Origin of the sequence: Kribbella pittospori (genome assembly GCF_004331465.1) — a bacterium.
Taxonomy (GTDB): domain Bacteria; phylum Actinomycetota; class Actinomycetes; order Propionibacteriales; family Kribbellaceae; genus Kribbella; species Kribbella pittospori.
Window position 1 is genome coordinate 240,239 of record NZ_SJKB01000001.1, and the last position, 21,274, is coordinate 261,512.

Annotated in this window: 18 protein-coding genes; 11 read left to right on the forward strand and 7 right to left on the reverse strand. The window is 68.1% G+C overall.

Annotated features, from left to right (window positions below; all coding sequences use genetic code 11):
• Window positions 1-39 precede the first annotated feature (39 nt).
• Together E0H73_RS01195 and E0H73_RS45690 are read right to left on the reverse strand one after the other, a co-directional pair.
• On the reverse strand, window positions 40-456 hold the full coding sequence (locus E0H73_RS01195; protein WP_131350082.1) for a PPOX class F420-dependent oxidoreductase: 417 nt from the start codon (window positions 454-456) through the stop codon (window positions 40-42).
• A 54-nt stretch (window positions 457-510) separates the two neighbouring features.
• Window positions 511-681 carry a hypothetical protein gene (locus E0H73_RS45690; RefSeq protein ID WP_165555448.1) on the reverse strand — a complete coding sequence of 57 codons (171 nt, stop codon included), beginning with the start codon at window positions 679-681 and terminating at the stop codon, window positions 511-513.
• Window positions 682-1,272: 591 nt separating this feature from the next.
• Between E0H73_RS45690 and E0H73_RS01200 the strand changes: the two genes are divergently transcribed.
• Together E0H73_RS01200 and E0H73_RS01205 are read left to right on the forward strand one after the other, a co-directional pair.
• A complete protein-coding gene (locus E0H73_RS01200; protein WP_131350084.1) occupies window positions 1,273-2,583 on the forward strand; it encodes a DUF1800 domain-containing protein in 1,311 nt (436 codons plus the stop codon).
• 17 nt (window positions 2,584-2,600) lie between these two features.
• Window positions 2,601-3,851 carry a DUF1501 domain-containing protein gene (locus E0H73_RS01205; protein ID WP_131350086.1) on the forward strand — a complete coding sequence of 417 codons (1,251 nt, stop codon included), beginning with the start codon at window positions 2,601-2,603 and terminating at the stop codon, window positions 3,849-3,851.
• A gap of 175 nt (window positions 3,852-4,026) precedes the next feature.
• Here E0H73_RS01205 and E0H73_RS01210 read toward each other — a convergent pair whose 3' ends face one another.
• Window positions 4,027-5,319 (reverse strand): HAMP domain-containing sensor histidine kinase, encoded by a 1,293-nt coding sequence (locus tag E0H73_RS01210; RefSeq protein WP_238163743.1) that lies wholly within the window; start codon window positions 5,317-5,319, stop codon window positions 4,027-4,029.
• Complete coding sequence (locus E0H73_RS01215) at window positions 5,316-5,984, reverse strand: response regulator transcription factor (RefSeq protein WP_131350088.1); 669 nt, start codon at window positions 5,982-5,984, stop codon at window positions 5,316-5,318. Before E0H73_RS01215 ends, E0H73_RS01210 begins: the two co-directional genes overlap by 4 nt.
• 342 nt (window positions 5,985-6,326) lie before the next feature.
• On the opposite strand from E0H73_RS01215, the gene leuA reads away from it, so the two are divergent.
• From leuA to E0H73_RS01260, 9 genes are all read left to right on the forward strand, one after another.
• Window positions 6,327-8,000, forward strand: a complete 1,674-nt coding sequence (leuA, locus tag E0H73_RS01220) for a 2-isopropylmalate synthase (protein ID WP_202867210.1) — start codon at window positions 6,327-6,329, stop codon at window positions 7,998-8,000.
• A gap of 332 nt (window positions 8,001-8,332) precedes the next feature.
• Window positions 8,333-9,436 carry an ABC transporter permease gene (locus E0H73_RS01225; RefSeq protein WP_238163744.1) on the forward strand — a complete coding sequence of 368 codons (1,104 nt, stop codon included), beginning with the start codon at window positions 8,333-8,335 and terminating at the stop codon, window positions 9,434-9,436.
• A 4-nt stretch (window positions 9,437-9,440) separates the two neighbouring features.
• Window positions 9,441-10,346, forward strand: a complete 906-nt coding sequence (locus tag E0H73_RS01230) for an ABC transporter permease (RefSeq protein ID WP_131350092.1) — start codon at window positions 9,441-9,443, stop codon at window positions 10,344-10,346.
• Window positions 10,347-10,360: 14 nt separating this feature from the next.
• Complete coding sequence (locus E0H73_RS01235; protein ID WP_131350094.1) at window positions 10,361-11,476, forward strand: ABC transporter ATP-binding protein; 1,116 nt, start codon at window positions 10,361-10,363, stop codon at window positions 11,474-11,476.
• Window positions 11,473-12,531 (forward strand): ABC transporter ATP-binding protein, encoded by a 1,059-nt coding sequence (locus E0H73_RS01240; protein WP_131350096.1) that lies wholly within the window; start codon window positions 11,473-11,475, stop codon window positions 12,529-12,531. Before E0H73_RS01235 ends, E0H73_RS01240 begins: the two co-directional genes overlap by 4 nt.
• A complete protein-coding gene (locus E0H73_RS01245) occupies window positions 12,531-12,734 on the forward strand; it encodes a hypothetical protein (RefSeq protein WP_131350098.1) in 204 nt (67 codons plus the stop codon). The genes E0H73_RS01240 and E0H73_RS01245 overlap by 1 nt, the downstream gene beginning before the upstream one ends.
• A 64-nt stretch (window positions 12,735-12,798) precedes the next feature.
• Entirely contained in the window at window positions 12,799-14,658 is a 1,860-nt protein-coding gene (locus tag E0H73_RS01250) for an ABC transporter substrate-binding protein (RefSeq protein WP_131350100.1), read from the forward strand.
• Window positions 14,659-14,703: 45 nt separating this feature from the next.
• The gene (locus tag E0H73_RS01255; RefSeq protein WP_131350102.1) at window positions 14,704-16,161 is read left to right on the forward strand and encodes a GNAT family N-acetyltransferase; all 1,458 of its coding nucleotides are present in this window, start codon (window positions 14,704-14,706) and stop codon (window positions 16,159-16,161) included.
• A gap of 75 nt (window positions 16,162-16,236) precedes the next feature.
• Window positions 16,237-16,536 (forward strand): SAV_915 family protein, encoded by a 300-nt coding sequence (locus E0H73_RS01260; RefSeq protein WP_131350104.1) that lies wholly within the window; start codon window positions 16,237-16,239, stop codon window positions 16,534-16,536.
• Here E0H73_RS01260 and E0H73_RS01265 read toward each other — a convergent pair.
• From E0H73_RS01265 to E0H73_RS01275, 3 genes are all read right to left on the reverse strand, one after another.
• On the reverse strand, window positions 16,495-17,157 hold the full coding sequence (locus E0H73_RS01265; protein ID WP_131350106.1) for an ATP-binding cassette domain-containing protein: 663 nt from the start codon (window positions 17,155-17,157) through the stop codon (window positions 16,495-16,497). The two genes, E0H73_RS01260 and E0H73_RS01265, sit on opposite strands and share 42 nt — an antisense overlap.
• The gene (locus E0H73_RS01270; protein ID WP_131350108.1) at window positions 17,154-17,990 is read right to left on the reverse strand and encodes an ABC transporter ATP-binding protein; all 837 of its coding nucleotides are present in this window, start codon (window positions 17,988-17,990) and stop codon (window positions 17,154-17,156) included. The genes E0H73_RS01265 and E0H73_RS01270 overlap by 4 nt, the downstream gene beginning before the upstream one ends.
• A gap of 76 nt (window positions 17,991-18,066) precedes the next feature.
• A complete protein-coding gene (locus E0H73_RS01275) occupies window positions 18,067-21,165 on the reverse strand; it encodes an ABC transporter permease (RefSeq protein ID WP_131350110.1) in 3,099 nt (1,032 codons plus the stop codon).
• Window positions 21,166-21,274: the final 109 nt, after the last annotated feature.

Sequence of the window (21,274 nt, forward strand, 5' to 3'; positions counted from 1 at the left end):
CTGCCGTCCGGGCCGGCGATCGGAGCCGGCCCGGACGGCTCAGGGCTGCGGCATGCCGTACGCGTGGTCGACGACCATCGAGAACATCAAGCGTTTCTCACCGATCATCGCGCGGCGGTAGTCGTCCCAGTCCGGGTGCTCGCCGGACGCGGTCCGGTAGTAGTCGACCAGGTCCTCGACGACCGCATCGTGTGGTTCCGCGGCCACCGGACTCAGTTCGGCCTTGCCTTCCAGTACGACGTACGAGCGGCCACCGGGACCGTCGACGTACAGGCTGGCGCGCGGATCGCGGCGCAGGTTCTTCGTCTTGGCCCGGCCGTCGGTGAGCGACACCCGGATCCGTTCGCCGTCGAACACATAGGTGACGTTCGACAACTGCGGCCGCCCGTCGCGTTTGAGCGTGACCAGGACGCCGAGCCCGTGAGTGCCGATCCGGTCCGCGAGAGTTCGTGTCATACCTAGAAGCTTAAGATTTCAAGCACACTTGAAGGCAACTCAGACTGTTCCGTCTCAGGTGGTGACGATCAGGACGCCGGAGATGACGGTGGCTAACCCCGCGAGGCGAGTGAGGCTGAGTCGCTCGCGCAGTACGACGAGACCGGCCACCGCGCCGAGGACGACGTTCAGGGTGCGGCCGATCGCGACGGTGCCGACGGACGCGACGGACAGCGCCAGCAGCACGAGCCCGTAACTCGCCGACAGTGCAGGTCGCGACCGCCAACCCCAACCCGAGACCGAGCGCCATCCTGCGGTGCCGGTGCAGTCCGTCCATCACCAGCACGCCGCACACCACCAGTACGACGCCACCCCACGCCTTCGCCGCCGGCCAGCCCTGCCACGGGATCGCCGCCACCGTCACGAGGACGGGCGCCACGCCCCGGCTGACCGGGTAGACCGTCGAGAACTCGCCTGCGCCGTACGCCTTCTGCAGCGTGACTGCGTACGTCGTGTGCAAGAGCATGCTGACCAGACACGACCACCAGGCAGTCCCCAGGCTGCCGCGCAGGCCTGACCAGATGAGCAGTGCGACCGAGAGTGGGAGGGTGACGAGACCGCACAGCCAGACGAACGCCGGGCCGGTCTGGGAGGTCTTCTTCACGAGCAGGTTCCACGCTGCGTGGCAACAGGCGGAGGCGGTCAGGAGGCCGAGAGCGATCACGTAGACAGTGTCTACAGGATCGAGATAGACACTGTCTACCCGGACCTGTGGGTTGGCTGAAGAAAGCCGCCGGAGACTGGTCCGGGCGGACCCGGCTGGAAACGATCGGGAGTATGACCGAGATCAGCGAGCGGGCCGCGGTACGGCGGCTGAACGACCGGCTCGGATTCGGGCCGGCGCCCGGGGACCTGACGGCCGGGTTCGACGCGACGCTGCGGCGATTGCTGGGTCCGGCGACGGACGCGGCGGCCGCCGCCCTGCCGCCGCCGACCGGGCTGGCGCCACCGCCGCCGATGGGCAAGAAGGATCCGGACGCGAAGAAGGACAAGGACGCCAAGAAGGCGGCCGCGAAGGCGCGGGCAGCGCAGGAGCGGAAGCTGACTGTGTGGTGGCTGGACCGGATGGTCGCGAGCCGGACGGCGAGCGAGCGGCTGACCTGGTTCTGGCACGGGCACTTCGCGACCAGCAACCAGAAGGTCCGCAACGCCGCGTGGATGCTGGCGCAGAACCAGACACAGCGCACGCACGCGCTCGGCCGGTTCGGCGACCTGGCCCAGGCGATGGTTGTCGACACGGCGATGATCCGCTGGCTCGACGGCCAGAAGAACCGCAAGGGTTCGCCGAACGAGAACCTGGCCCGCGAGTACATGGAACTCTTCACGCTCGGCATCGGCCACTACCAGGAGACCGACGTCGCCCAGGGCGCACGCTGTCTGACCGGGTGGGTGCTCGGCCGCGACGGGAAGGGCGCGACGCTCCAGCGGAAGCGGTTCGACTCCGGCTCGAAGACGCTGCTCGGCAAGACCGGGAACTTCGACGCCAAAGGGTTTGCCGGGCTGGCGCTGGCCCAACCCGCCTCGGCCGGCTTCGTGATCGGGCGGCTGTGGTTCCGGCTGGTCTCGGCGACGCCACCGGATGCGGCCACGATCGCCCGGCTAGCCACGGCGTACGGTGCCGAGCGCAACATCCTGTCGTTGCTGACGGCAATGGTTGCCGAGGCCGCATTCCGGGATGCGGAGTCCGCGCTGGTGAAGCAGCCGGTGGAATGGGCGGCCGGCTTGCTGCGCGCCTTGCGGATCCAGCCGGGGAAGCTGGCCGAGAAGGAGCAGACCAAGCTGCTGGCCGGACTGCGCGGCATGGGACAACTGCCGTTCCGTCCGCCGAGCGTCGGTGGCTGGCCGGCCGGTGCGAGCTGGCTGACGACGTCGGCCGGTGTGACCCGGCTGCAGCTGGCCCAGCATCTGGTGAAGCAGGCCGAGATCCCCACTGTGGAAGGCGCCAAGGACAAAGTGGCCGCGGCCGCGACCCTGCTCGGTGTCGATACCTGGACCGAGCGGACCAAGGCAGCACTGGCCGGCGTGAAGGATCCCAAGCAGCTGACGGCACTCGCCGCCTGCACCCCCGAGTACGTGGTCAGCGGATGAGCGGCCGAGGAGGACCGATGGACAACTTGACGAGAAGGCGGTTCCTGGCGCTCAGCGGCGTGACGGCGGCCGGAGCGCTGGCCGTCGGGGCGACGCAGGTGAACTGGTCCGACCTGATGGCCGCGGCGGTCGACAATCCACTGCCGAGCGACCAGTCCGTGCTCGTCGTCATCACCTTGTACGGCGGCAATGACGGACTCAACACAGTCGTGCCTGCAGCCGATCCGGCGTACCAGAAGGCGCGTCCGGACCTGGCCTACGAGCAGAACGAGGTGCTGGATCTGGGGGACGGGCTTGGCTTGAACCCGGGCATGAAGGGCCTGAAGGGTCTGTGGGACGAGAAGCGCCTCGCGATCGTGCGCGGTGTTGGGTATCCCGATCCGGATCGCAGCCACTTCCGGTCCATGGCGATCTGGCAGACGGCGTCCCCGAAGTCTCCGGTCCCGACCGGATGGCTCGGCCGCTGGCTGGACGCGACCGGCGCCGATCCGCTCCGGGCCGTGTCGGTTGAGCCCACCCTGCCGCCGCTGTTGGCCGGCGAGACCACTGCCGCCGCATCGCTGCCGTTGCGCGGACTGGCGCTGCCCAAGGGCCCGCTCGGTACGGCGTACGCGGCGCTGGGCAAGCCGAGTCCGGGGGAGGGGCACTGGCAGGCGCGAGCAGCTAAAGCTGTGCAGGACTTGCAGGACGCGACGAAGGTTTTGGGCAACGCGGTGCGCACCGGTCACGAGAAGGAAGAAGACGAGGACGAGCAGCGCACGCAGGGAGCGTCGGCGGGCGGGACGTCGCAGCTCGGGGCGCAGCTCGAACTGATCGCGGGACTGATCGAGGCTGGTGTGCCGACGCGGGCCTACTCGGCGTCGCTCGGGGGCTTCGACACGCATGCGGACGAACGCGGGACGCAGCAGCGGTTGCTGACCGAGCTGGACGCTGCGGTGACGCCGTTCGTGCAACGGCTGCGGAAGACGGATCGCGGGAAGAACGCGGTGGTGCTCGTGTACTCCGAGTTCGGCCGGCGAGTGCACGCGAACGGGAGCGACGGGACGGATCACGGCACTGCCGGCCCGGTGTTCGTGGTTGGGGACAAGGTGTTCGGTGGTTTCTTCGGCGAGCAGCCGAGTCTCACCGACCTTTCGAACGGCGACCTGAAGGCGACCACCGACTTCCGCGACGTCTACGCCACCGTCCTCCGCGACGTGCTCGGCACCGAACCCGCCAAGATCCTCCCCGACCACAAAACCACCATCGACGGCCTACTGAGGGTGTAGGAGGTGGGGGAACGGTGTGAGTGGTCGGGAACCGCGCTGGCTGTACCCATGGGGTTCCGATCGCCGTACACCCCGCGACCTTGTGCACCGACCAACCACCAAACGCCCGCCGAGCTGGTCGACCCGTGCTCAAGGTCCCGCGGCATCGCCCGGCCCAGCAGTCCGCGCCCTACAGCTAGGTGGTGGCCGGCAGGGCCAGCCTGAAGGCGGCGCCTCTGCGGCCGTCGGCCCGGTCTGCGACCGTCAGGTCGCCGCCGTGGGCTCGGGCCACTCCGCGGGCGATCGCGAGGCCCAGGCCGGCGCCCTTGCTCTGGGGGCCGTGCACGAGTCTGTGGAAGATCCGCTCGCGGACCTCGACCGGCACTCCCGGGCCGTCATCTTCGACCAGCAGGCCCGTCGGGCCGACCGAGATCCGGACGGAGCGGGCGCCGACCTGGCGGGCGTTGTCGAGGAGGCTGGCGAGAATCTGCGCCAGGCGTTCAGGATCGCCGGTCGCCGTCGCGGTGCCGGTGACCTCGACCGTCATTTCGGGTGCGACGAGACGAACTCGGGCGGCCTGGGCCTCGGCGAGGTGGCGGAGGTCGACTTGGGAGAGGTGGAGTTGGAGGCCGGCGTCGATGCGGCTGAGTTCCAGGAGGTCGGCGACGAGGGTCCCCGCACGCCGGGACTCGCGCACCAGCAGGAGTTCGAGCTCTTCGCGGCGTTCCGCCGGAGCCTCGGGACCGAGCTGGATCAACGTCTCCGCGGCGGTCTGCAACCCCGCGACCGGCGTACGCAACTCGTGCGCGGCGTCGGCGACGAACTCGCGCATCCGGTCCTCCGACCGGCGCGCCGAGCCCTCAGCCCCCTCCAGCGCGTCCAGCATCTCGTCGAACGCAGCCGCCGTACGCCCGAGCTCGGTGTCGGCCCGCTCCGGCTGGAGCCGCTCGCCGCGCCGCCCCGCCACGATCGACCGCGCCAAGCCGGTCATCGCATCCAGCGGCGCCAACGCGAACCTCATCCCGATGATCAAGGCCAGTGCGGTGATCAGAATCGCCGCCGCGCCCGACACCAGCAGGACCGTCCGGAGCCGCGCACTCGCATCCGACAGCAACGCGGTGTCCGCCGACAACAGCAACGTCGCACCGCGCGTCCGCTGCCCTGTCTGCAACGTCGCCCGCACCTGCCGGACTGTCCCACCCGGGTCGACCGGTGGCGCGCCGAGCTGCTGACCCGATCGCAGGATCAACGTCACCCGGACCCCGTCCGCGTCGATCCGCCGCACGAGGTTGCTTGGGGCAACGTTCTGCCGGGCGAGCTGCTGAGCCAGCTGCGCTCGCCCGGTCAGCAGCGAGTCGAGGCTGCGCTCGGCCTGCGCGTCGAAGACCGCCTTCACCACCAGTCCCGTCACCGGCAACACGACGAGCAGTACGGCGATCGCCGTCAGCGTCACGCGGACCCGCAGGGACGCCGTACGCAGTGGCCTCATGACGGCGGCCGCAGTACATAGCCTGATCCGCGGACGGTGTGCAGCAATCGCGGTCCGTGCGCCTCCAGCTTCCGGCGGAGCGCGCTCACGTGAACCTCGACCAGGTTGGCCGCGTAGTCGTCGTACCCCCAGACCGCGGTCAGCAGCTGGGTCTTGCCGACCACCTTGCCGCTGCGCCCGGCGAGGAACGCGAGCAGTTTGTACTCCGTCGCCGTCAGCTCGATCTCCTGCCCGGCCCGCCGTACCAATCCCGCCTCGACATCGACTGCCAGGTCGCCGATCTCCAGCACGGTCCGGAGCCGGCCCATCCGCCGCAGCAGAGCCTCGACCCGCGCGATCAGCTCGGCAAGAACGAACGGCTTCACCACATAGTCGTCAGCCCCGGTCCGCAGCCCGTGCAGCCGATCCTCGACGCCATCACGCGCGGTCAGCAGGATCACACCCGCGTTCGACGTCTCCCGCGCCACCGTCAGCAGCTCGAACCCGTCCCGCCCCGGCAGCATCACATCGAGCAGCACCAGGTCCGGCTGCCACTCCGCCAGCTCCCGCTCGAACCCGTCGCCGTCCGCCTGCGTCCGCACCGTGTGGCCCGCCTCGGTCAGCGCGATCCCGACGCCGGTGCGGATCGGTTCCGCGTCCTCGACCACCAGCACCCGCGCCGCCATCCGGCCATCCTTGCACCGCCACGGCTCCTGCCAAGGACCGCAGGACGCACATCTTCAGCACTTCTTCAGCACCCGGTCCGGCACAGAGCCGTCACGCTCCGTGTCTCGCCGATCGAGACCCCCGGTTCGACGGCCGAGCGTGGTTGTGCATAGACTCACTGGCATCATGCGGCACCAGCTTCTCCTCCTTCGCTGCCGCGGCGAGGCCTGACAAGGCCGGTTCCCTCGCCGCGGAGTTCGGTCGTACGCCGGTCGTCCCTCACGACCCCGCAGTACACCTTCCCGAGGAGAACCCCCGTGGCACCGCAGAACCAGCCCAAGCCCGTCCAGCAATCCTCCGGTATGCCGATCCAGCGCTACCGGGCGTTTCCGCCGATCGACCTGCCGGACCGCACCTGGCCGACCAAGTCCGTCGACCGCACTCCGCGCTGGCTGTCCACCGACCTCCGGGACGGCAACCAGGCCCTGGTCGAGCCGATGTCGCCGGCCCGCAAGCGGCGGATGTTCGACCTGCTGGTGAAGATGGGCTACAAGGAGATCGAGGTCGGTTTCCCCAGCGCCAGCCAGTACGACTTCGACTTCGTCCGCAGCCTGATCGAGGACGACGTCATCCCCGACGACGTCACCATCTCGGTGCTGACCCAGGCTAGAGACGAGCTGATCGAGCGGACCGTGCAGTCGCTGCAGGGCTCGCCGAAGGCGACCATCCACCTGTACAACGCGACCGCACCGCTGTTCCGCCGCGTCGTGTTCAACGTCGACAAGGCCGAGTGCCTCAACATCGCCGTACGCGGCACCGAGACGGTGATGAAGTACGCCGACGACATGCTGGGCGACTGTCAGTTCGGGTACCAGTACAGCCCGGAGATCTTCACCGGGACCGAGCTGGAGTTCGCGCTCGAGGTGTGCGAGGCGGTCAGCGACCAGTGGCAGCCGGCCGAGGGGCGGGAGATCATCCTGAACCTGCCGGCCACCGTCGAGATGTCGACGCCGAACGTGTACGCAGACCAGATCGAGTGGTTCAGCCGGGGCCTGACCCGGCGCGAGCACAGCACGATCAGCCTGCACCCGCACAACGACCGCGGTACGGCGGTGGCGGCGACAGAGCTGGCCCTGATGGCCGGTGCGGACCGCGTCGAGGGCTGCCTGTTCGGCCACGGTGAGCGGACCGGCAACGTCGACCTGGTGACGCTGGGGATGAACCTGTTCAGCCAGGGCATCGACCCGCAGATCGACTTCGCCGACATCGACGAGATCCGCCGTACGGTCGAGTACTGCACCCAGATGCGCGTCCCCGAGCGGCAGCCGTACTCCGGTGACCTGGTCTACACCGCTTTCTCCGGTTCGCACCAGGACGCGATCAAGAAGGGCCTGGAAGCGCTGGACAAGCAGGCCGCGGCCGAAGGCCGGCCGGTGTCCGAGATCACCTGGGAAGCGCCGTACCTGCCGATCGACCCGAAGGACGTCGGCCGCTCGTACGAGGCCGTGATCCGGGTGAACTCGCAGTCCGGCAAGGGCGGCGTCGCGTACATCATGAAGTCGGAGCACCGGCTCGACCTGCCGCGCCGGCTGCAGATCGAGTTCAGCCGGGTGATCCAGCAGCACACCGACTCCGAGGGCGGCGAGGTCGGCCCGCAGGAGATGTGGGACATCTTCGCGGCCGAGTACCTCTCGCCCGGCAAGCTGTCGCTGCTGAGCGTCAACTCGTCGTCGGGTGAGGGGCAGGGCGATCAGCTCCGCGTTCAGGTCTATTCCAATGGGGTTCCGCACGAACTGTCCGGCGAGGGCAACGGCCCGGTTTCGGCGTTCGTCGACGCGATCCAGCCGCTGAAGTACGACGTACGCGTGCTGGACTACCACGAGCACGCGCTCTCCGCGGGCGGCGACGCGCTCGCCGCGGCGTACGTCGAGTGCGAGGTCGGCGACGAGGTCTACTGGGGCGTCGGCCGCGACGCCAACATCCTCACTGCCTCCCTGAAAGCCGTCGTCTCGGCGATCAACCGAGCAACTCGCTGACTTATCAAATGTTCGCCCGTCACCGCTAGAGGTGGCGGGCGACGTTTGCGTTGCGGCGTCCGGAATTTCGGCACTGAGGGTGTCAGAATCGGTGCATAGAGCAACCGAATACTCACGATTCGGTGACCGTGGCCTCGGGTACGAAGAAACCGTTGACTCGGTGTATGTGGTTGCGCAAACTAGCGACACTGCGCGCAGATGAATGCAAGACAGCATGCGTTAGTACGGCTTGCATGAGAGCGTCTGCGTTGACACGCCGTCGGTATCCCGCGTGGAGGTGAGCTGTGAGCGGTGCGGTCGAGACTCCGGCCTCGAAGCTGATAGAGAGGCCGGTGGAGGAACCGAAACCCACGGCCGCCAAGAGATTCTTCAACGCCTGGCTGGTGCGAAGACTAGCCAAGGCGGTGCTGACTGTCTTCCTCGTGACGACGGGAACGTTCTTCCTGGTCAGGTTGCTGCCCGGTAACCCGGTCGACACCTACATCCAGACCCAGATCGCGCAGACAGGTATCTCGTACGACGCCGCTGCCGCGCAGGCCAAGAACCTGTTCTCGCTGGATCCGGACCAGCCGCTGATCCAGCAGTACGCCACGTACATGCTCAACCTCCTGCACGGCGACTTCGGCAACTCGCTGCTGTCGCCGGGGACGACCGTGGCACAGGTGATCAAGACCTACCTGCCCTGGACGCTGTTCTCCGTCGGCGTCGCCACCATCCTCAGCTTCATGATCGGCATCGTGGCCGGGATGGTGATGGCCTACCGCCGCGAAAGCTGGATCGACCACCTGCTGAGCTCGATCGGCTCGTTCCTGCACGCGATCCCGAACTACATCCTGGCGATCCTGATCGTCGTCTTCCTCGGAGTGAAGCTGCAGGTCTTCGACCTGACCGCGGCGCGTGGCTCCTACACGCCGGGGGTGGAACCGTCGTTCAGCCTGGCCTTCCTGAACGACATCTTCTACCACGCGACGTTGCCGATCCTGGCCTACCTGCTGACCACGGTCGGATCCTGGGCGCTGGTGATGAAGTCCTCCACGGTGGAGACCCTCGGCGAGGACTACGTCACGGTCGCCCGCGCGCGCGGCCTGAGCGACTCGCGGATCCGGTCCGGGTACGTCGGGCGCAACGCCGTACTGCCCCTGTTCAGCGTGCTGGCCATCTCGCTCGGGTTCGTGGTCGGCGGGTCGATCTTCGTGGAGCGGATCTTCGGCTATCAAGGCATCGGGTTCAGCCTCTACAACGCGATCTCGGGCCGCGACTACCCGGTCCTGCAGGGGATCTTCCTGGTCATCACGATCTCCGTGGTGATCGCCAACCTGCTCGCCGACATTCTGTACAGCCGACTGGATCCGCGGATCCGCGTCAGATCCGACAAAGCGCGCGCGATGGGCGCGGGCGACTCAGGAGGAGCGGGCGACGCAGGGGGAGGGGAGTGACGAGATGACCGAGACCGCTGCCACCGGCGGCGCCGTTGCCGCCATCGGGACGACGGGCGTCTCCCGCTTCGCCGGCATCATGCATGGGTTGCGGCGCAGCCCGGCCGGCTTCATCGGCTTCATCATCGTGGCGCTGCTGGTGCTGATCACCGCGATCGGGCCGTTCTTCACCCCCGCGGTGGAGCCCAACGTCAAGGAGATCCTGCTGCCGTTCGGGTCACCCGGGCACTTCCTCGGGACCGACAACGAGGGCAAGGATGTGCTGATCCAGATGATCGACGGCGGCCGGTCCGTCATCTTCATCGGGTTCTTCGCCGCCGCGATCTCGACCTTCATCGCGATCGTCCTCGGTTCACTGGCGGCTTACCTGGGCGGCGGCACCGACTCCGTGGTCACGACGGCGGCGGACGTCGTCCTCACGGTCCCGACGATCGTCCTGCTCGCGGTGCTCGGTGCGATGTTCAAGCTGGACTCGCCGATCCTGCTCGCCATCCTGGTCGGGGTGCTGAGCTGGCCGGTGCTGACCCGGGCGGTGCGGTCCCAGGTGCTCTCGCTGCGGGAACGCGAGTTCGTCGAGGCGGCGAAGTTGCTCGACCTCGGCACGATCCGGATCGTCTTCGTCGAGATCCTGCCGAACATGGCCAGCTTCATCCTGATGAACTTCATCATCGGCGTGACGAACGCGATCTACGCGCTGGTCGGCCTCTACCTGCTCGGGCTGGCGCCGCTGACCGGATCCAACTGGGGCATCATGCTCAACCGCGCCTGGATCGCGGGCGCCATCTTCAACGACGACAGCCTGCCGTTCATCCTGAGCCCGATCGTCGCGATCATTCTGCTGCTGCTCGGATTGGTGATGATGACGAGATCACTCGAAGAGATCCTCAACCCGCGTCTCCGGGACCGGTGAGCATGGTGACCTCGATGCCTCAGGGAACAACCAGCGCCCGCGCGGTGCGCGGCGGTCAGGGCAAGCCACTGCTGTCGGTCCGCGACTTCAACGTCGAGTACCGGACCGGTGCCGGCGCCACCGTGCGCGCCGTCCGCGGGATCGACCTCGACCTCTACCCCGGCGAAAGCCTCGCGCTGGTAGGCGAGAGCGGCTGTGGGAAGACCACCTTCGGGCTCGGCCTGCTGCGGTTGCTGCCACGGTTGGGACATGCCAGCGGCAAGGTCACCTTCAACCGCGGTGACGGTGCCGAGATCGACATCCTCGGTCTGGACGGGCGCGACCTGCGGCAGTTCCGCTGGCGGGACGCGGCGATGGTCTTCCAGGGCGCGATGAACGCGTTCAACCCGGTGCTGAAGATCCGCGCGCACATGCACGACACGATGCGCGCGCACACGAAGGCCACCAAGCGGGAGATCGAAGAGCGTGCCGCTGAGCTGCTTCGGCTGGTGCGGCTGGAGCCGGAGCGGGTGATGGACTGCTACCCGCATGAGCTGTCCGGCGGGATGCGGCAGCGAGTGCTGATCGCGATGAGCCTGCTGCTCGAGCCGGAGGTCCTGATCCTCGACGAGCCGACCACGGCGCTCGACATCCTCACCCAACGCTCGATCGTCGAGGTGCTGCACGAGGTCCGCGAGCGGCTCGGCTTCTCGATGATCTTCATCTCGCACGACTTGTCGCTGGCAGCCGAGCTCGCCGACCGGGTCGCCACCATGTACGCCGGTCGCATCGTCGAAACCGGTGGCGTCCGGGACATGTTCTACCAGCCGCGGCATCCGTACACGCTCGGCCTGATCAAGGCGGTGCCGCCGATCGTCGGTGACCTGCCGGATCTCCAGTCGATCCCGGGCGGCCCGCCCAGCTTGGCCGCGTTGCCGACGGGCTGCAAGTTCAATCCGCGGTGCGGGTACGCCACCGCGGAGTGCAAGGAGACCGACCCGCCACTGATCCCGGTGACCGATCAGCAGGGTGCCGGGCACGAGGTCGCCTGCATCCATTCCAAAGACGTGCATCTCGAGCGACGGGTGCAGGACGACCGACGGGTGCAGGACGACCGACACGTGCAGGACGACTTGGGGACCGCATCATGACCGCGACCGACACTGTTCCGGCGGCCAAGGCCGACGGACGTACGCCGCTGATGACGCTGGACGGGGTCAGCCAGGTGTTCGGCACCAAGGCCGGGCCGATCCGTGCATGCGACGAGGTCAACCTGTCGATCAACCCCGGTGAGGTGCTCTGCCTGGTCGGGGAGAGTGGCTCCGGGAAGACCACCGCGGCGCGGATGGCGGCCGGCCTGGCCAAGCCGAGCGACGGCACAGTGGCCTACAACGGCACCGACATCTGGTCGATGAACCGGAGCGACTTCAGCACCTTCCGGCGTGGCGTCCAGTATGTTCACCAGGACCCGTACGCCTCGCTGAACCCGACCCGGACCATCCAGCAGACGATGACGGCGCCGCTGCTCAAGCACGGCGTGGTCAAGGGCGCGAAGGCCGCCGCCCAGCGCGCGGCCGAGTTGCTCGCCAAGGTCGACATGACCCCACCGGAGAGCTACCTGTCCAAGTACCCGCACCAGTTGTCGGGTGGCCAGCGGCAGCGGATCTCGGTGGCCCGGGCGCTGACCCTGGACCCGAAGATCATCATCGCGGACGAGTCGACGTCGATGCTGGACGTGTCGATCCGGATCAGCGTGCTGGCGATGCTCGGCCGGCTGCGCGACGAGCTCGGGGTCGGGTTCTTGTTCATCACCCACGACCTGGCGATCGCGAAGTACTTCGGCTGGAACGGCAACACCGCGGTCATGTACCTGGGCCGGATCGTCGAGTTCGGCCCGACCCAGCAGATCATCAACGCGCCGACGCATCCGTACACCCGCGCGCTGATCGACGCGATCCCCGAGCCCGATCCGGACCTGACCAAGACCAAGGGCTCGGGATCCCTGCGGAGCCTGGAGATTCCGAGTCTCGCCCACCTGCCGGTCGGGTGTTCGTTCCATCCGCGCTGCCCGAAGTTCGAGGGCGGCCTGTGCGACGGAGCGGTGCCCGAGCTGGTCGCCGTACGTCCCGGTCAGTCGACCGCGTGCCACGTGGTGGCGCGCGACGGAGCCGGAGATGCCGAGGTCCGCGATGAGCCGGTGGCCTGATGGGACCACAGATCGGCCGAGTGGCATTCGGCTGGGCGGCGTTCCTGGTACTGGCCAGCGGAGTTCTGTTGCTCACGCTGACGCCCGGTACCCCGGAGTTCGTCGTCACCCTGTTCACCTTGTGTTTGGGCCTGCTACTGGGCCTCATCGTCGTCGCCGCGGTACTCATACTGCGGCGCCGGGAAAAACGCGAGGGCGGTTAGCAGTACCCCAAACCAGTAGTGCCTGACCCACATGGGCGTGTGGTCAGATCAGAAAGGACGAAGGATGAGTCCCACCGGCACCAACGATTCCGGCTCGAAGGGTTCGGGCGCGAGCGCCCTGACCAACGCGATCTCGCGCCGGCATGTGCTCCAGCTCTTCGGCATCGCCGGTGTCGGCGTCGCCGGCATCGGGTCGCTGGAGGCCTGTTCACCGAGCGAGCCGAACGCGGAAAGCGACAACAAGTCGTCGGGCAACAAGGAGTTCCACGGCGCGTACCCCTACCAGTTGCCGCCCAAGGGCCACTTCAACCTGGGCGCCGGCGTCCTTGACGGCATCCAGCAGCAGAGCCCGTACCTCGACCTGATCTACCCGAGTGCCGGCATGTACTACTGGGCCGACAAGAAGTGGGAGTACCTGCTGGCCGAGTCCAACACCCTGGACGAAGCGGCCAAGACGTACACGATGAAGCTGCGGTCCGGCCTGACCTGGAGCGACGGCTCGCCGCTCACGGCCAAGGACGTCGTCGCGACGTTCAACCTGCGCTGGCTGATGCGCCAGCAGGACTGGACCTTCCTGTCCGACGTCAAGGCGCAGGACGACACCACCGTCGTGTTCACCATCGGCACGCCGTCGACGGTCCTCGAGCGCTTCATCCTCCGCGCGCCGATCCTGCCGGAGTCGGTCTACAAGGACTGGTCGACCAAGGCCGAGACGCTCCGCAAGGCCAACGGCAGCCTGGACACCGGTGAGGGCAAGCAGCTGAACGCCGACTTCCAGAAGTTCCGGCCGGAGAACCCGGTCGTGTCGGGGCCGTTCAACTACGACCCGAAGACCATGACCAACGCCCAGATGACGCTGGTGAAGAACGACAAGGGTCTGTTCGCCGACAAGATCGCGTTCACCAAGGTCGTCCTGTACAACGGTGAGACCTCCGACATCACGCCGGTCGTGATGAACAAGGACGTCGACTACGCCACCCACGGCTTCGCGGTGGCCAGTGAGAAGACCTTCCAGTCCAACGGCTTCCGGATCCTCCGGCCGCCGGTGTACTCGGGCCCCTCGCTGGTGTTCAACTACACCACCCGCCCGGAGTTCTCCGACGCCCGGGTGCGGCAGGCGATCGCCTACGTCCTGGACCGCCAGGAGAACGGCACCGTCGCGCTCGGCGACTCGGGCAAGCCCTGCAAGTTCATGGCCGGCTTCTCCGACATCCTCGTGCCCGACTGGATCACCGACGCCGACCAGCAGAAGCTCCAGGCCTACGAGAAGGACCTCGACAAGGCCACCCAGCTGATGCAGGCGGCGGGCTGGAAGAAGTCCGGCGACAAGTGGATGACGCCGGCCGGCAAGCCGGCCGCGTACGACATCAAGTTCCCGACCGAGTTCGCCGACTGGAACCCGGCCGCCACCAACGCGGCCGACCAGCTGAACAAGTTCGGGTTCAACATCACCAAGCGGGGCATCACCTTCACCCAGCTGAACCCCGACGTCCTGGCCGGCAAGTTCGACATCGCCATCCAGGGCTGGGGCGCCTCGAACCACCCGCACCCGTACTTCGCGTTCGTCCAGGACCTGTACACGTTCAACTACGTGATCGCGGCCAACCAGGGCGGCAAGGGAATGAACTTCCCGCTCAAGCAGACCACGTCTGCCGGTCCGATCGACCTGCAGGCCGTGGTGGACAAGTCGGCGCAGGGCCTGAACGTCGACGAGCAGAAGAAGAACATCACCGCCGCGGCGCAGGCGTTCAACGAGCTCCTGCCGATCATCCCGCTGTGGGAGCGCTACGGTAACAACCCGGCGCTGGAAGGCCAGCGGGTGGCGAAGTTCCCGGCCGACGACGACCCGATCCTGAAGAACGCGCCGTACGCCGACAACTTCGTGATCATGTACATGTACCAAGGCAAGGTCGCTCCAGTCTGAGTTAATGACTAGCGCCTGACCCGTTCGTTTGGTTGGGTCGGCCGGGTGATCATCGTTCGCGAGATCGACCCGGCCGACCTGGCGCTGTTCGACGAGTGGTACGACGCCCTGCGGGCCGGTGTGGTCGCGGGGCGCGAGGCCGCGCTCGTGGTCGGGCGGGAGGCGCTCGGCTTCTCGCTGCGTACCCCAGGCCCGCTCAAGCGCCGGATCGCGGTCGGCGCCTTCGAGGACGACCGGGTGCTCGGCGCGATGCTGTTCGAGTACCGGTTGACCGACAACCTCGACATCGTCGAGGTCGAGATCGACGTACCCCCGCAGCACCGTCGGCGGGGGATCGGGACGGCCCTGTGGCAGTGGGCCGTGACCCGGGCGGCGCAGCTCGGGCGGACCATCTTCCAGTCCGAGATCGGGGTGCCGGGCGAGTCGTCGCCGGGCAGCGCGTTCGCCGAGCGGCTCGGGTTCGCCGTCGAACATGTCGAGGACCATCTCGTCGTACCGCTGCCGTACGACGAGCTCCGGCTGGAGGAGCTGCGGTGGTCCGCCGGGACGCTGGACGGCTATCGGCTCACCTCATGGGCGGGAGTGTGCCCGCCGGAACATCAGCAGGCGTACGCGGATCTGCACACCGCGATGGACGAGGACGTGCCGACCGGCGGGATGACGCGCGACGTCGTGCCGTGGACGGTCGAGAAGCTGCAGACGAGTGAGCAGCGGATCGATCGGAACTACCTGGCGCTGGTGACGATGGCGCACACGCTGTCCGGTGCGCCGGCCGGCTACACGCTGCTGTACCTGCCGCGGGCTGATGCCGAGCATGCCCAGCAGGACGACACGCTCGTACTGCGGGAGCACCGCGGGCACAACCTGGGCACGCATCTGAAGCTGGCGAACCTCGATCAGTTGGCGAAACATCGCACCACCCAGCGGTTCCTGCACACGTGGACGGCACTGTCGAACGCTCCGATGCAGAAGGTCAACGCCCGCTTCGGGTTCCGCTCGGTTGAGCAGAACCGCGAGCTCGAGCTCACCTGTCCGCGGCTGCGCCCGGCCGCCCGTGCTCTCGTCGTCGATCCGGACGACCGCATCCTCCTGGTCCGCTTCGAGTTCGACGACGGGCCGCTGTGGACGACGCCCGGCGGTGGCCTCGAGGCGGACGAGACGCTCATCGAAGGACTGCGCCGCGAGCTGCGGGAGGAGATCGGTCTCGAGACTCCGGAGGACCCGCCGCACCTCTGGCACCAGGAGGTCGTTGCCGAGGGCCACGCCACCGGATACGACGGCGTCCTCAACGACGTCTTCCTGATCCGCACCGACCCCTTCACCGTCGGCGGCACCCTCACCGAAGCCGAACTCCAGGCCGAGAACCTGCACGGCCACCGCTGGTGGACCCTCGCCGAACTCCAGTCCGCCGAGGACCGCTTCGCCCCTCGCTCCCTCCCTTCTTTGGTGGAGGCGGTGTTGCGCAGCGGACCGCCCACGACGCCGCTGGCGCTCGGCCTGTGAGAGCGACGTTCGGAAGTTGTGGGAAGTGTGTGAGGACGCGGGACTCGGGGGTTGTGGTCGGCCTAGTTTTCAGGTGTGAAGTCTCGACATAGTGATGACTGGTTTGTTCCGGTTCGGTCGGTGGGCGCGGCGGCGACGCTGCAGACCGGCCGGTTGCCGGAGGGGCCGCGAGTGGGCATCGCGTTCACGACGCTGGCGCAGCTGCGGGCCGCGACCGGACCACGGCAGGCGTGGCTGCGGATGGACGAGGAGACGCTGCACGAGGTGCTCGCGCCGCTCGGAGTCACCAGGATCCAGCTCGACCCGGTGCTCGTCGGTCCCGACGTGGGGAGCTCACAGCCGTCGTACCCAGCTCAGCCGGCCTTCGTCCATTAGCGCGTGGCCGTCGGCGCTGTCCGCGACACTCGGGTCGTGGGTGGCGATGATGACGGCGGCGCCGCGGTCGGCCTGAGTCCGTAGCAGGTCGAGGACGCGTTCGCGGTTGGTGCTGTCGAGCTCGCTGGTGGACTCGTCGGCCAGGATCGCCTTGCCCTGCTGGGCGATCCCGCGCGCGACCGCGACCCGCTGCTGCTCGCCGCCGGACAGTTCCTCGACGAGGTGGTCGCCGCTGTCCGCGAGCCCGACATCGGTTAGCGCCCGCTCGATCGCGCGGTCGACCTCCTCCAGCTCCGCGTCGCCGCTCGGCTTGCGGTCGGCCAGCAGCGGGATGGTCAGGTTCTCGCGCGCGGTCAGCACCCGCGCGAGCCCGTTGCCCTGCGGGATGAGTACGACGCCGTGCGCGGCGGCCGTCGGCCGGTCGGTGATGACGAGCCCGTCCACCTCGACCTGGCCGGACTTCACCGGCACCGCGCCGGCGATTGCCCACAGCAACGAGCTCTTGCCGGCGCCGGACGGCCCGCTGACCGCGAGCACGAACCCGGGCGGCACCGTGAACGACACATCCGCCACGGCGACCAGGTCGCCGTACGCGACCGTCACATTGCCGACGATGATCACCGTGGGCCCTCCTGCTCGATCGGGGTCAGGCGGATCTCGCCGTCGTCGGTGGTGACCTGCACCAGCGTCCCGGCCGGCAGCAGTTCGGCCACGTGCGGAGGGAGTGGCAAAGAGCCGTCGGTTGCCACCACGGCGTACTCCTCACCGGACCGGCCTTCGGAGGCGATCCGCCCGTCTCGGATGGTGATGGTCCGCGGCAGCGTCGCCGCCACCTCCGGGTCGTGCGTGATCAGCAGCACGGTCATCCCGGTCTCGGCGTTGATCGTCCGGATCGCGGCGAGCACCTCGTCGCGGGCCTGGTGATCCAGCTGACTGGTCGGCTCGTCGGCCAGCAGCAGACCGGGCATCGTCGCGATCCCGACGGCCACCGCACACAGCTGGATCTGCCCAGGTGTCAGCGACGTCAGCGGCGTACTGGCGTGGTCGCGCAATCCGACCATGTGCAGTACGTCGTCCGGTTGCGGCAGGTCGTGGCCGCGTGGTGCGGCGCGTTGTGCGTAGCGGATGTTGTCTGTGGGCGTCAGGTAGGGGATGAGGTTCCGGCCGGCGCCCTGCAGCACGATGCCCACGTCGGCGGCCCGCATCCGGTCCAGCTCGACCTCAGTCATCGTGGCGACGTTGTGCTCACCGATCTGCAGGCGCCCTGCGCTTGGCGTCAGCAGACCGCCGCACAGCTGCAGCAGCGTCGACTTGCCGGCACCCGACGGGCCGAGGAGTCCCACCAGCTCGCCGGGGCGGACCGTGATCCCGATCCCGGACAGCGCCGCCACGTCATGCCCGTGTGCACGGTAGATGTGCACCAGACCCGTCGTACTGATCGCCAACCCACTCATCCGCGTCCTCGCTTCGCTGCGGGCGCGGCTGAGTGGGAGCCACTGCTCTGCTTGATGGTGAACTCGCTTCGCTCGTTCACGTCAGCTCCTCCCGGATCCGGCTGTAGCCAGCGCGTCGGTTGACCCCGGTGCCGAGCAGCAGGGTGGCTGCCGCGAGCACCGCAGTACCGGCAACCCACAGCACCAATGCGACTGGCCAGTTGGTCGCCAGTTCCAGGGGTATCGGCCCACCGGTGTCAGCGAACAGGGGTATGAGCGGGAGTGCGATCTGCGCGCCGACCACACCGCACAGCGACCCGAGCAGAACGGCCAGCGCGACCGGACCGGTCTGCTCCCAACGGGCAGCTCGACCAGTGGTGTTGGAAGGTACGCCGGTGATCCGGAGGCTCGCGTAGTCCTGCGCCCGCGACCGCCACGACGTCACCACAGTCAGCAGCAGTACGACGAGTGCCAGCGCCCACCCCGCGATGCCGACAACCGGCGTCAACTGCAGCGCGAGCGCACTCGCCGACCGCCCGTACGACGCGATTCGGTCGGCTCGGCGGTCGACCAGATCGGCCGCAAACCCTGCCTGGCTGAGCTTCTGGGTGATCGTGTCGACATTCGCCAGGCCGTCCGCATTCAGCCACAGCTCGTAGTCCGTCGCGCCCTCGTCGACGCTGCCGGCCAGGCGCCGTACTGTCTCGAGATCGACCACCGCGGTGCGATCGGGGTAGCGATCCACCGGGCCCTTCAGCCGGTCGACCTTGGCCAGCGTCAGCGGGGTGCTGTCGATCGCAGGGCTGGTGCTCGCGCCGTCGTCGAACGGGAACTCCGGCGTCACCAGCGCCGGGATCACGGGCGGCACCGTCGCGTACTGCAGGAATTGGTCGTTGCCCTGGCTCTTCACGGCGATTGTCAACAATCCGCCGGCCTTGGCGGTGACGGTCCCTTGGTCGGAGTCCAACTGCCGGACCGCCTGCCAGTTGTCCGGCGATCCGATCGTGATCGACGGGCGGTCGTCGCTGGAGATCTTGCTGATGGTCACGTCGCCCTGGACGCCGGCTTGGTCGAGCGGTTCGCGACCGATACCGAGCCGGAGCAACTGGCAACCACCCAGGCAGTCGACCGCGGCCTTGAGTTGGACCGGCTTGTCCGGGACCAGCGGCATGGCCGGGAACGTGACCAGGTAGCGGCCGCCGTTGCGCAGACTCACCACGTTCGCCCGCAGGACGACCGACTTCGGCGGCTCGGTGGCCGTTTGCGCGCCGTTCGGCGTCTGCGATGCGAGCGGCTTCATCGGACCGGTCGAGGCGGTGACGGTGAGCTGGGAGCTGCGGAACTCGATCGGCTTCAGCCCGGCCGGTGCCTTCAGCGTCTGCCAGCCCTCTGCGTCGGTCATCAGATCGCCGCGGTACGCGATCCGCCGGAAGCTGTCCGGCTCGATCATCATCGACTTCAGCGAGTCCGGTGCCGCGGGGCGCGACGTAACCACCGGGGTCATCCAGCGCCGGTCCGGATCGATCTGGTCGACCGCTTGGGTGAACTCGTTCAAATACAGGGCATTCATCCGCAGTACCGCTTGGGCTCCGGTCTCGTAGCCCGCCCGGGTGTCCCGGTTGTGGTCGCCGACCGACGCGGCCTGGCCGGCGAACGCAACCAGTCCGCCGGCCACCGCGACCGCTGCGACGATGCGAGTGACCGCGGGCCGACGGGAGACCTGCAATGCGCCGAGCGCGAGGCCCAGCCGTCCGCGTCGCGCGGCCTGCCGGCTGATCAGCCCTGCGATGGGCAGCAGCAGGTGAGCGAACGTGAGCCCGACCGCCAGCGCCAGCAGGGCTGGGGTGAGAACTGGCAGTGGACCGCGGCCATCACCCGTCAGCGCGGCGCCGAGACCGGCCACCGCGAAGACGATGATGCAGAGGTCCAGCACCCCGATCGCCCTGCCACGCCGTCGTGGGACCACTCGACGCAGCAGGTTCGAGATCGGCTGCCGTACGCCACCACGAACCTGCAGCGCCACGACGATCAGCGAGAGGACGACGGCAACGGCCAACGCCAGTGGCACTGTCCACGGCAACTCGATGGGGGAGCCGTGGCGCAACCAGGTCGCCCGGACGATTGTCAACAATCCGAATCCGCCGAGAGCACCCGCAAGTCCACCGACCAGCACGGGCAAGCCCAGTTCGACGGACAACGAGCGTGCAGTACGGCGGACAGACGATCCACGTAGACGTGCGAGGGCGATCTCCGGCCGCCGCTGGTCGACCACAGCCCCCAGTGCCAGCGCTAGCACGACCACACCGAAGAGGGCGACCTGCACCATGATCAGCGGGATGATCGTGGTGGCCTGCTTGCGTTCACTCTGGATCCGGTCGACCAATGAGGCCAGTGCCGACGTGGTTTCCGCGTAGACGCCTTGCTCCACCGCGTTGCCGTTCACCGTCGCTGTGGCGTTCTGCAACCGGGGCAGGTCGTTGATCCGCGCCACACCGGGGATCGGTGCGGTGTCCGCGGTCATCCGCGGCGACCATTGAGTCCCGTCGAACGTCGTACGCGGAGTGAAGAGGAAGTCCGCGGAGCCCGGATCCTTGCCGCCGGGCTTGCGGGAGTGCCCGGTCGGGTAGGCGCCGAACCAGTAGTCGCCACGCGGCTGTTTCGGCTTGTACAGGCCGACGACCGTGAGTTTCTGGTCCCCTTCGGCGAGGTCCGACGACTTACCGGTGAGGACAGTGCCGACCTTGAACTGCCAGGTGCCGGTGTCCGCGGTCGAGGCCATCACCTCGTTCGGGGCGGTCGGGCAGCGGCCTTCGGTGAGCACAAGCTGCTCGCAGTACCCGTCGCGCCAGGTCAGCCGGCCGACGACCGCGTCATCGGCAGGCTGGAGCCGCCAGCCGATGTCGGTGTAGATGCCGTGCACCGGCGGCGAGAAGAGCGGCTTGAGGTCGGCCGGGAGAAGTTGGTCGAGGCTCTCCGGGCGATCGGTTCCGGGGCCCTGCGCCCGGCTGCGGGGCAGTCCCTCGATCTGCCAGGCCGCGGTCAGGCGCTGCGAGGACAGAGTCTCGGTCATCACGGTCTGCTCGACCGCCCGGGCGTACCAGGGCGCGAACACGGCGCAGGTGCCGATCAGCAGGCTGACGCCCGCCAGCACCAGCGCCTGGGACCACCGGTACCGCAGCGCCTTCCGGAGAAACATGTGTTCAGCCACCCCCAGTGTTCCGCTCGCCTCGCCCGCCCTGAAGATACGGAACCCGGCGACGGGTGGGACTGAGCGTCGCGAAATGTCACAGAGTTGTTGTCTAGGC

Coding starts and splice junctions, on each gene's coding strand:
- E0H73_RS01250 (WP_131350100.1), top strand. CDS start 12,799: ATGAGTCCCACCGGCACCAACGATTCCGGCTCGAAGGGTTCGGGCGCG.
- E0H73_RS01200 (WP_131350084.1), top strand. CDS start 1,273: ATGACCGAGATCAGCGAGCGGGCCGCGGTACGGCGGCTGAACGACCGG.
- E0H73_RS01275 (WP_131350110.1), bottom strand. CDS start 21,165: ATGTTTCTCCGGAAGGCGCTGCGGTACCGGTGGTCCCAGGCGCTGGTG.
- E0H73_RS01210 (WP_238163743.1), bottom strand. CDS start 5,319: ATGAGGCCACTGCGTACGGCGTCCCTGCGGGTCCGCGTGACGCTGACG.
- leuA (WP_202867210.1), top strand. CDS start 6,327: ATGCCGATCCAGCGCTACCGGGCGTTTCCGCCGATCGACCTGCCGGAC.
- E0H73_RS01205 (WP_131350086.1), top strand. CDS start 2,601: ATGGACAACTTGACGAGAAGGCGGTTCCTGGCGCTCAGCGGCGTGACG.
- E0H73_RS01270 (WP_131350108.1), bottom strand. CDS start 17,990: ATGAGTGGGTTGGCGATCAGTACGACGGGTCTGGTGCACATCTACCGT.
- E0H73_RS01215 (WP_131350088.1), bottom strand. CDS start 5,984: ATGGCGGCGCGGGTGCTGGTGGTCGAGGACGCGGAACCGATCCGCACC.
- E0H73_RS01245 (WP_131350098.1), top strand. CDS start 12,531: ATGGGACCACAGATCGGCCGAGTGGCATTCGGCTGGGCGGCGTTCCTG.
- E0H73_RS01235 (WP_131350094.1), top strand. CDS start 10,361: ATGCCTCAGGGAACAACCAGCGCCCGCGCGGTGCGCGGCGGTCAGGGC.
- E0H73_RS01240 (WP_131350096.1), top strand. CDS start 11,473: ATGACCGCGACCGACACTGTTCCGGCGGCCAAGGCCGACGGACGTACG.
- E0H73_RS01195 (WP_131350082.1), bottom strand. CDS start 456: ATGACACGAACTCTCGCGGACCGGATCGGCACTCACGGGCTCGGCGTC.
- E0H73_RS01230 (WP_131350092.1), top strand. CDS start 9,441: ATGACCGAGACCGCTGCCACCGGCGGCGCCGTTGCCGCCATCGGGACG.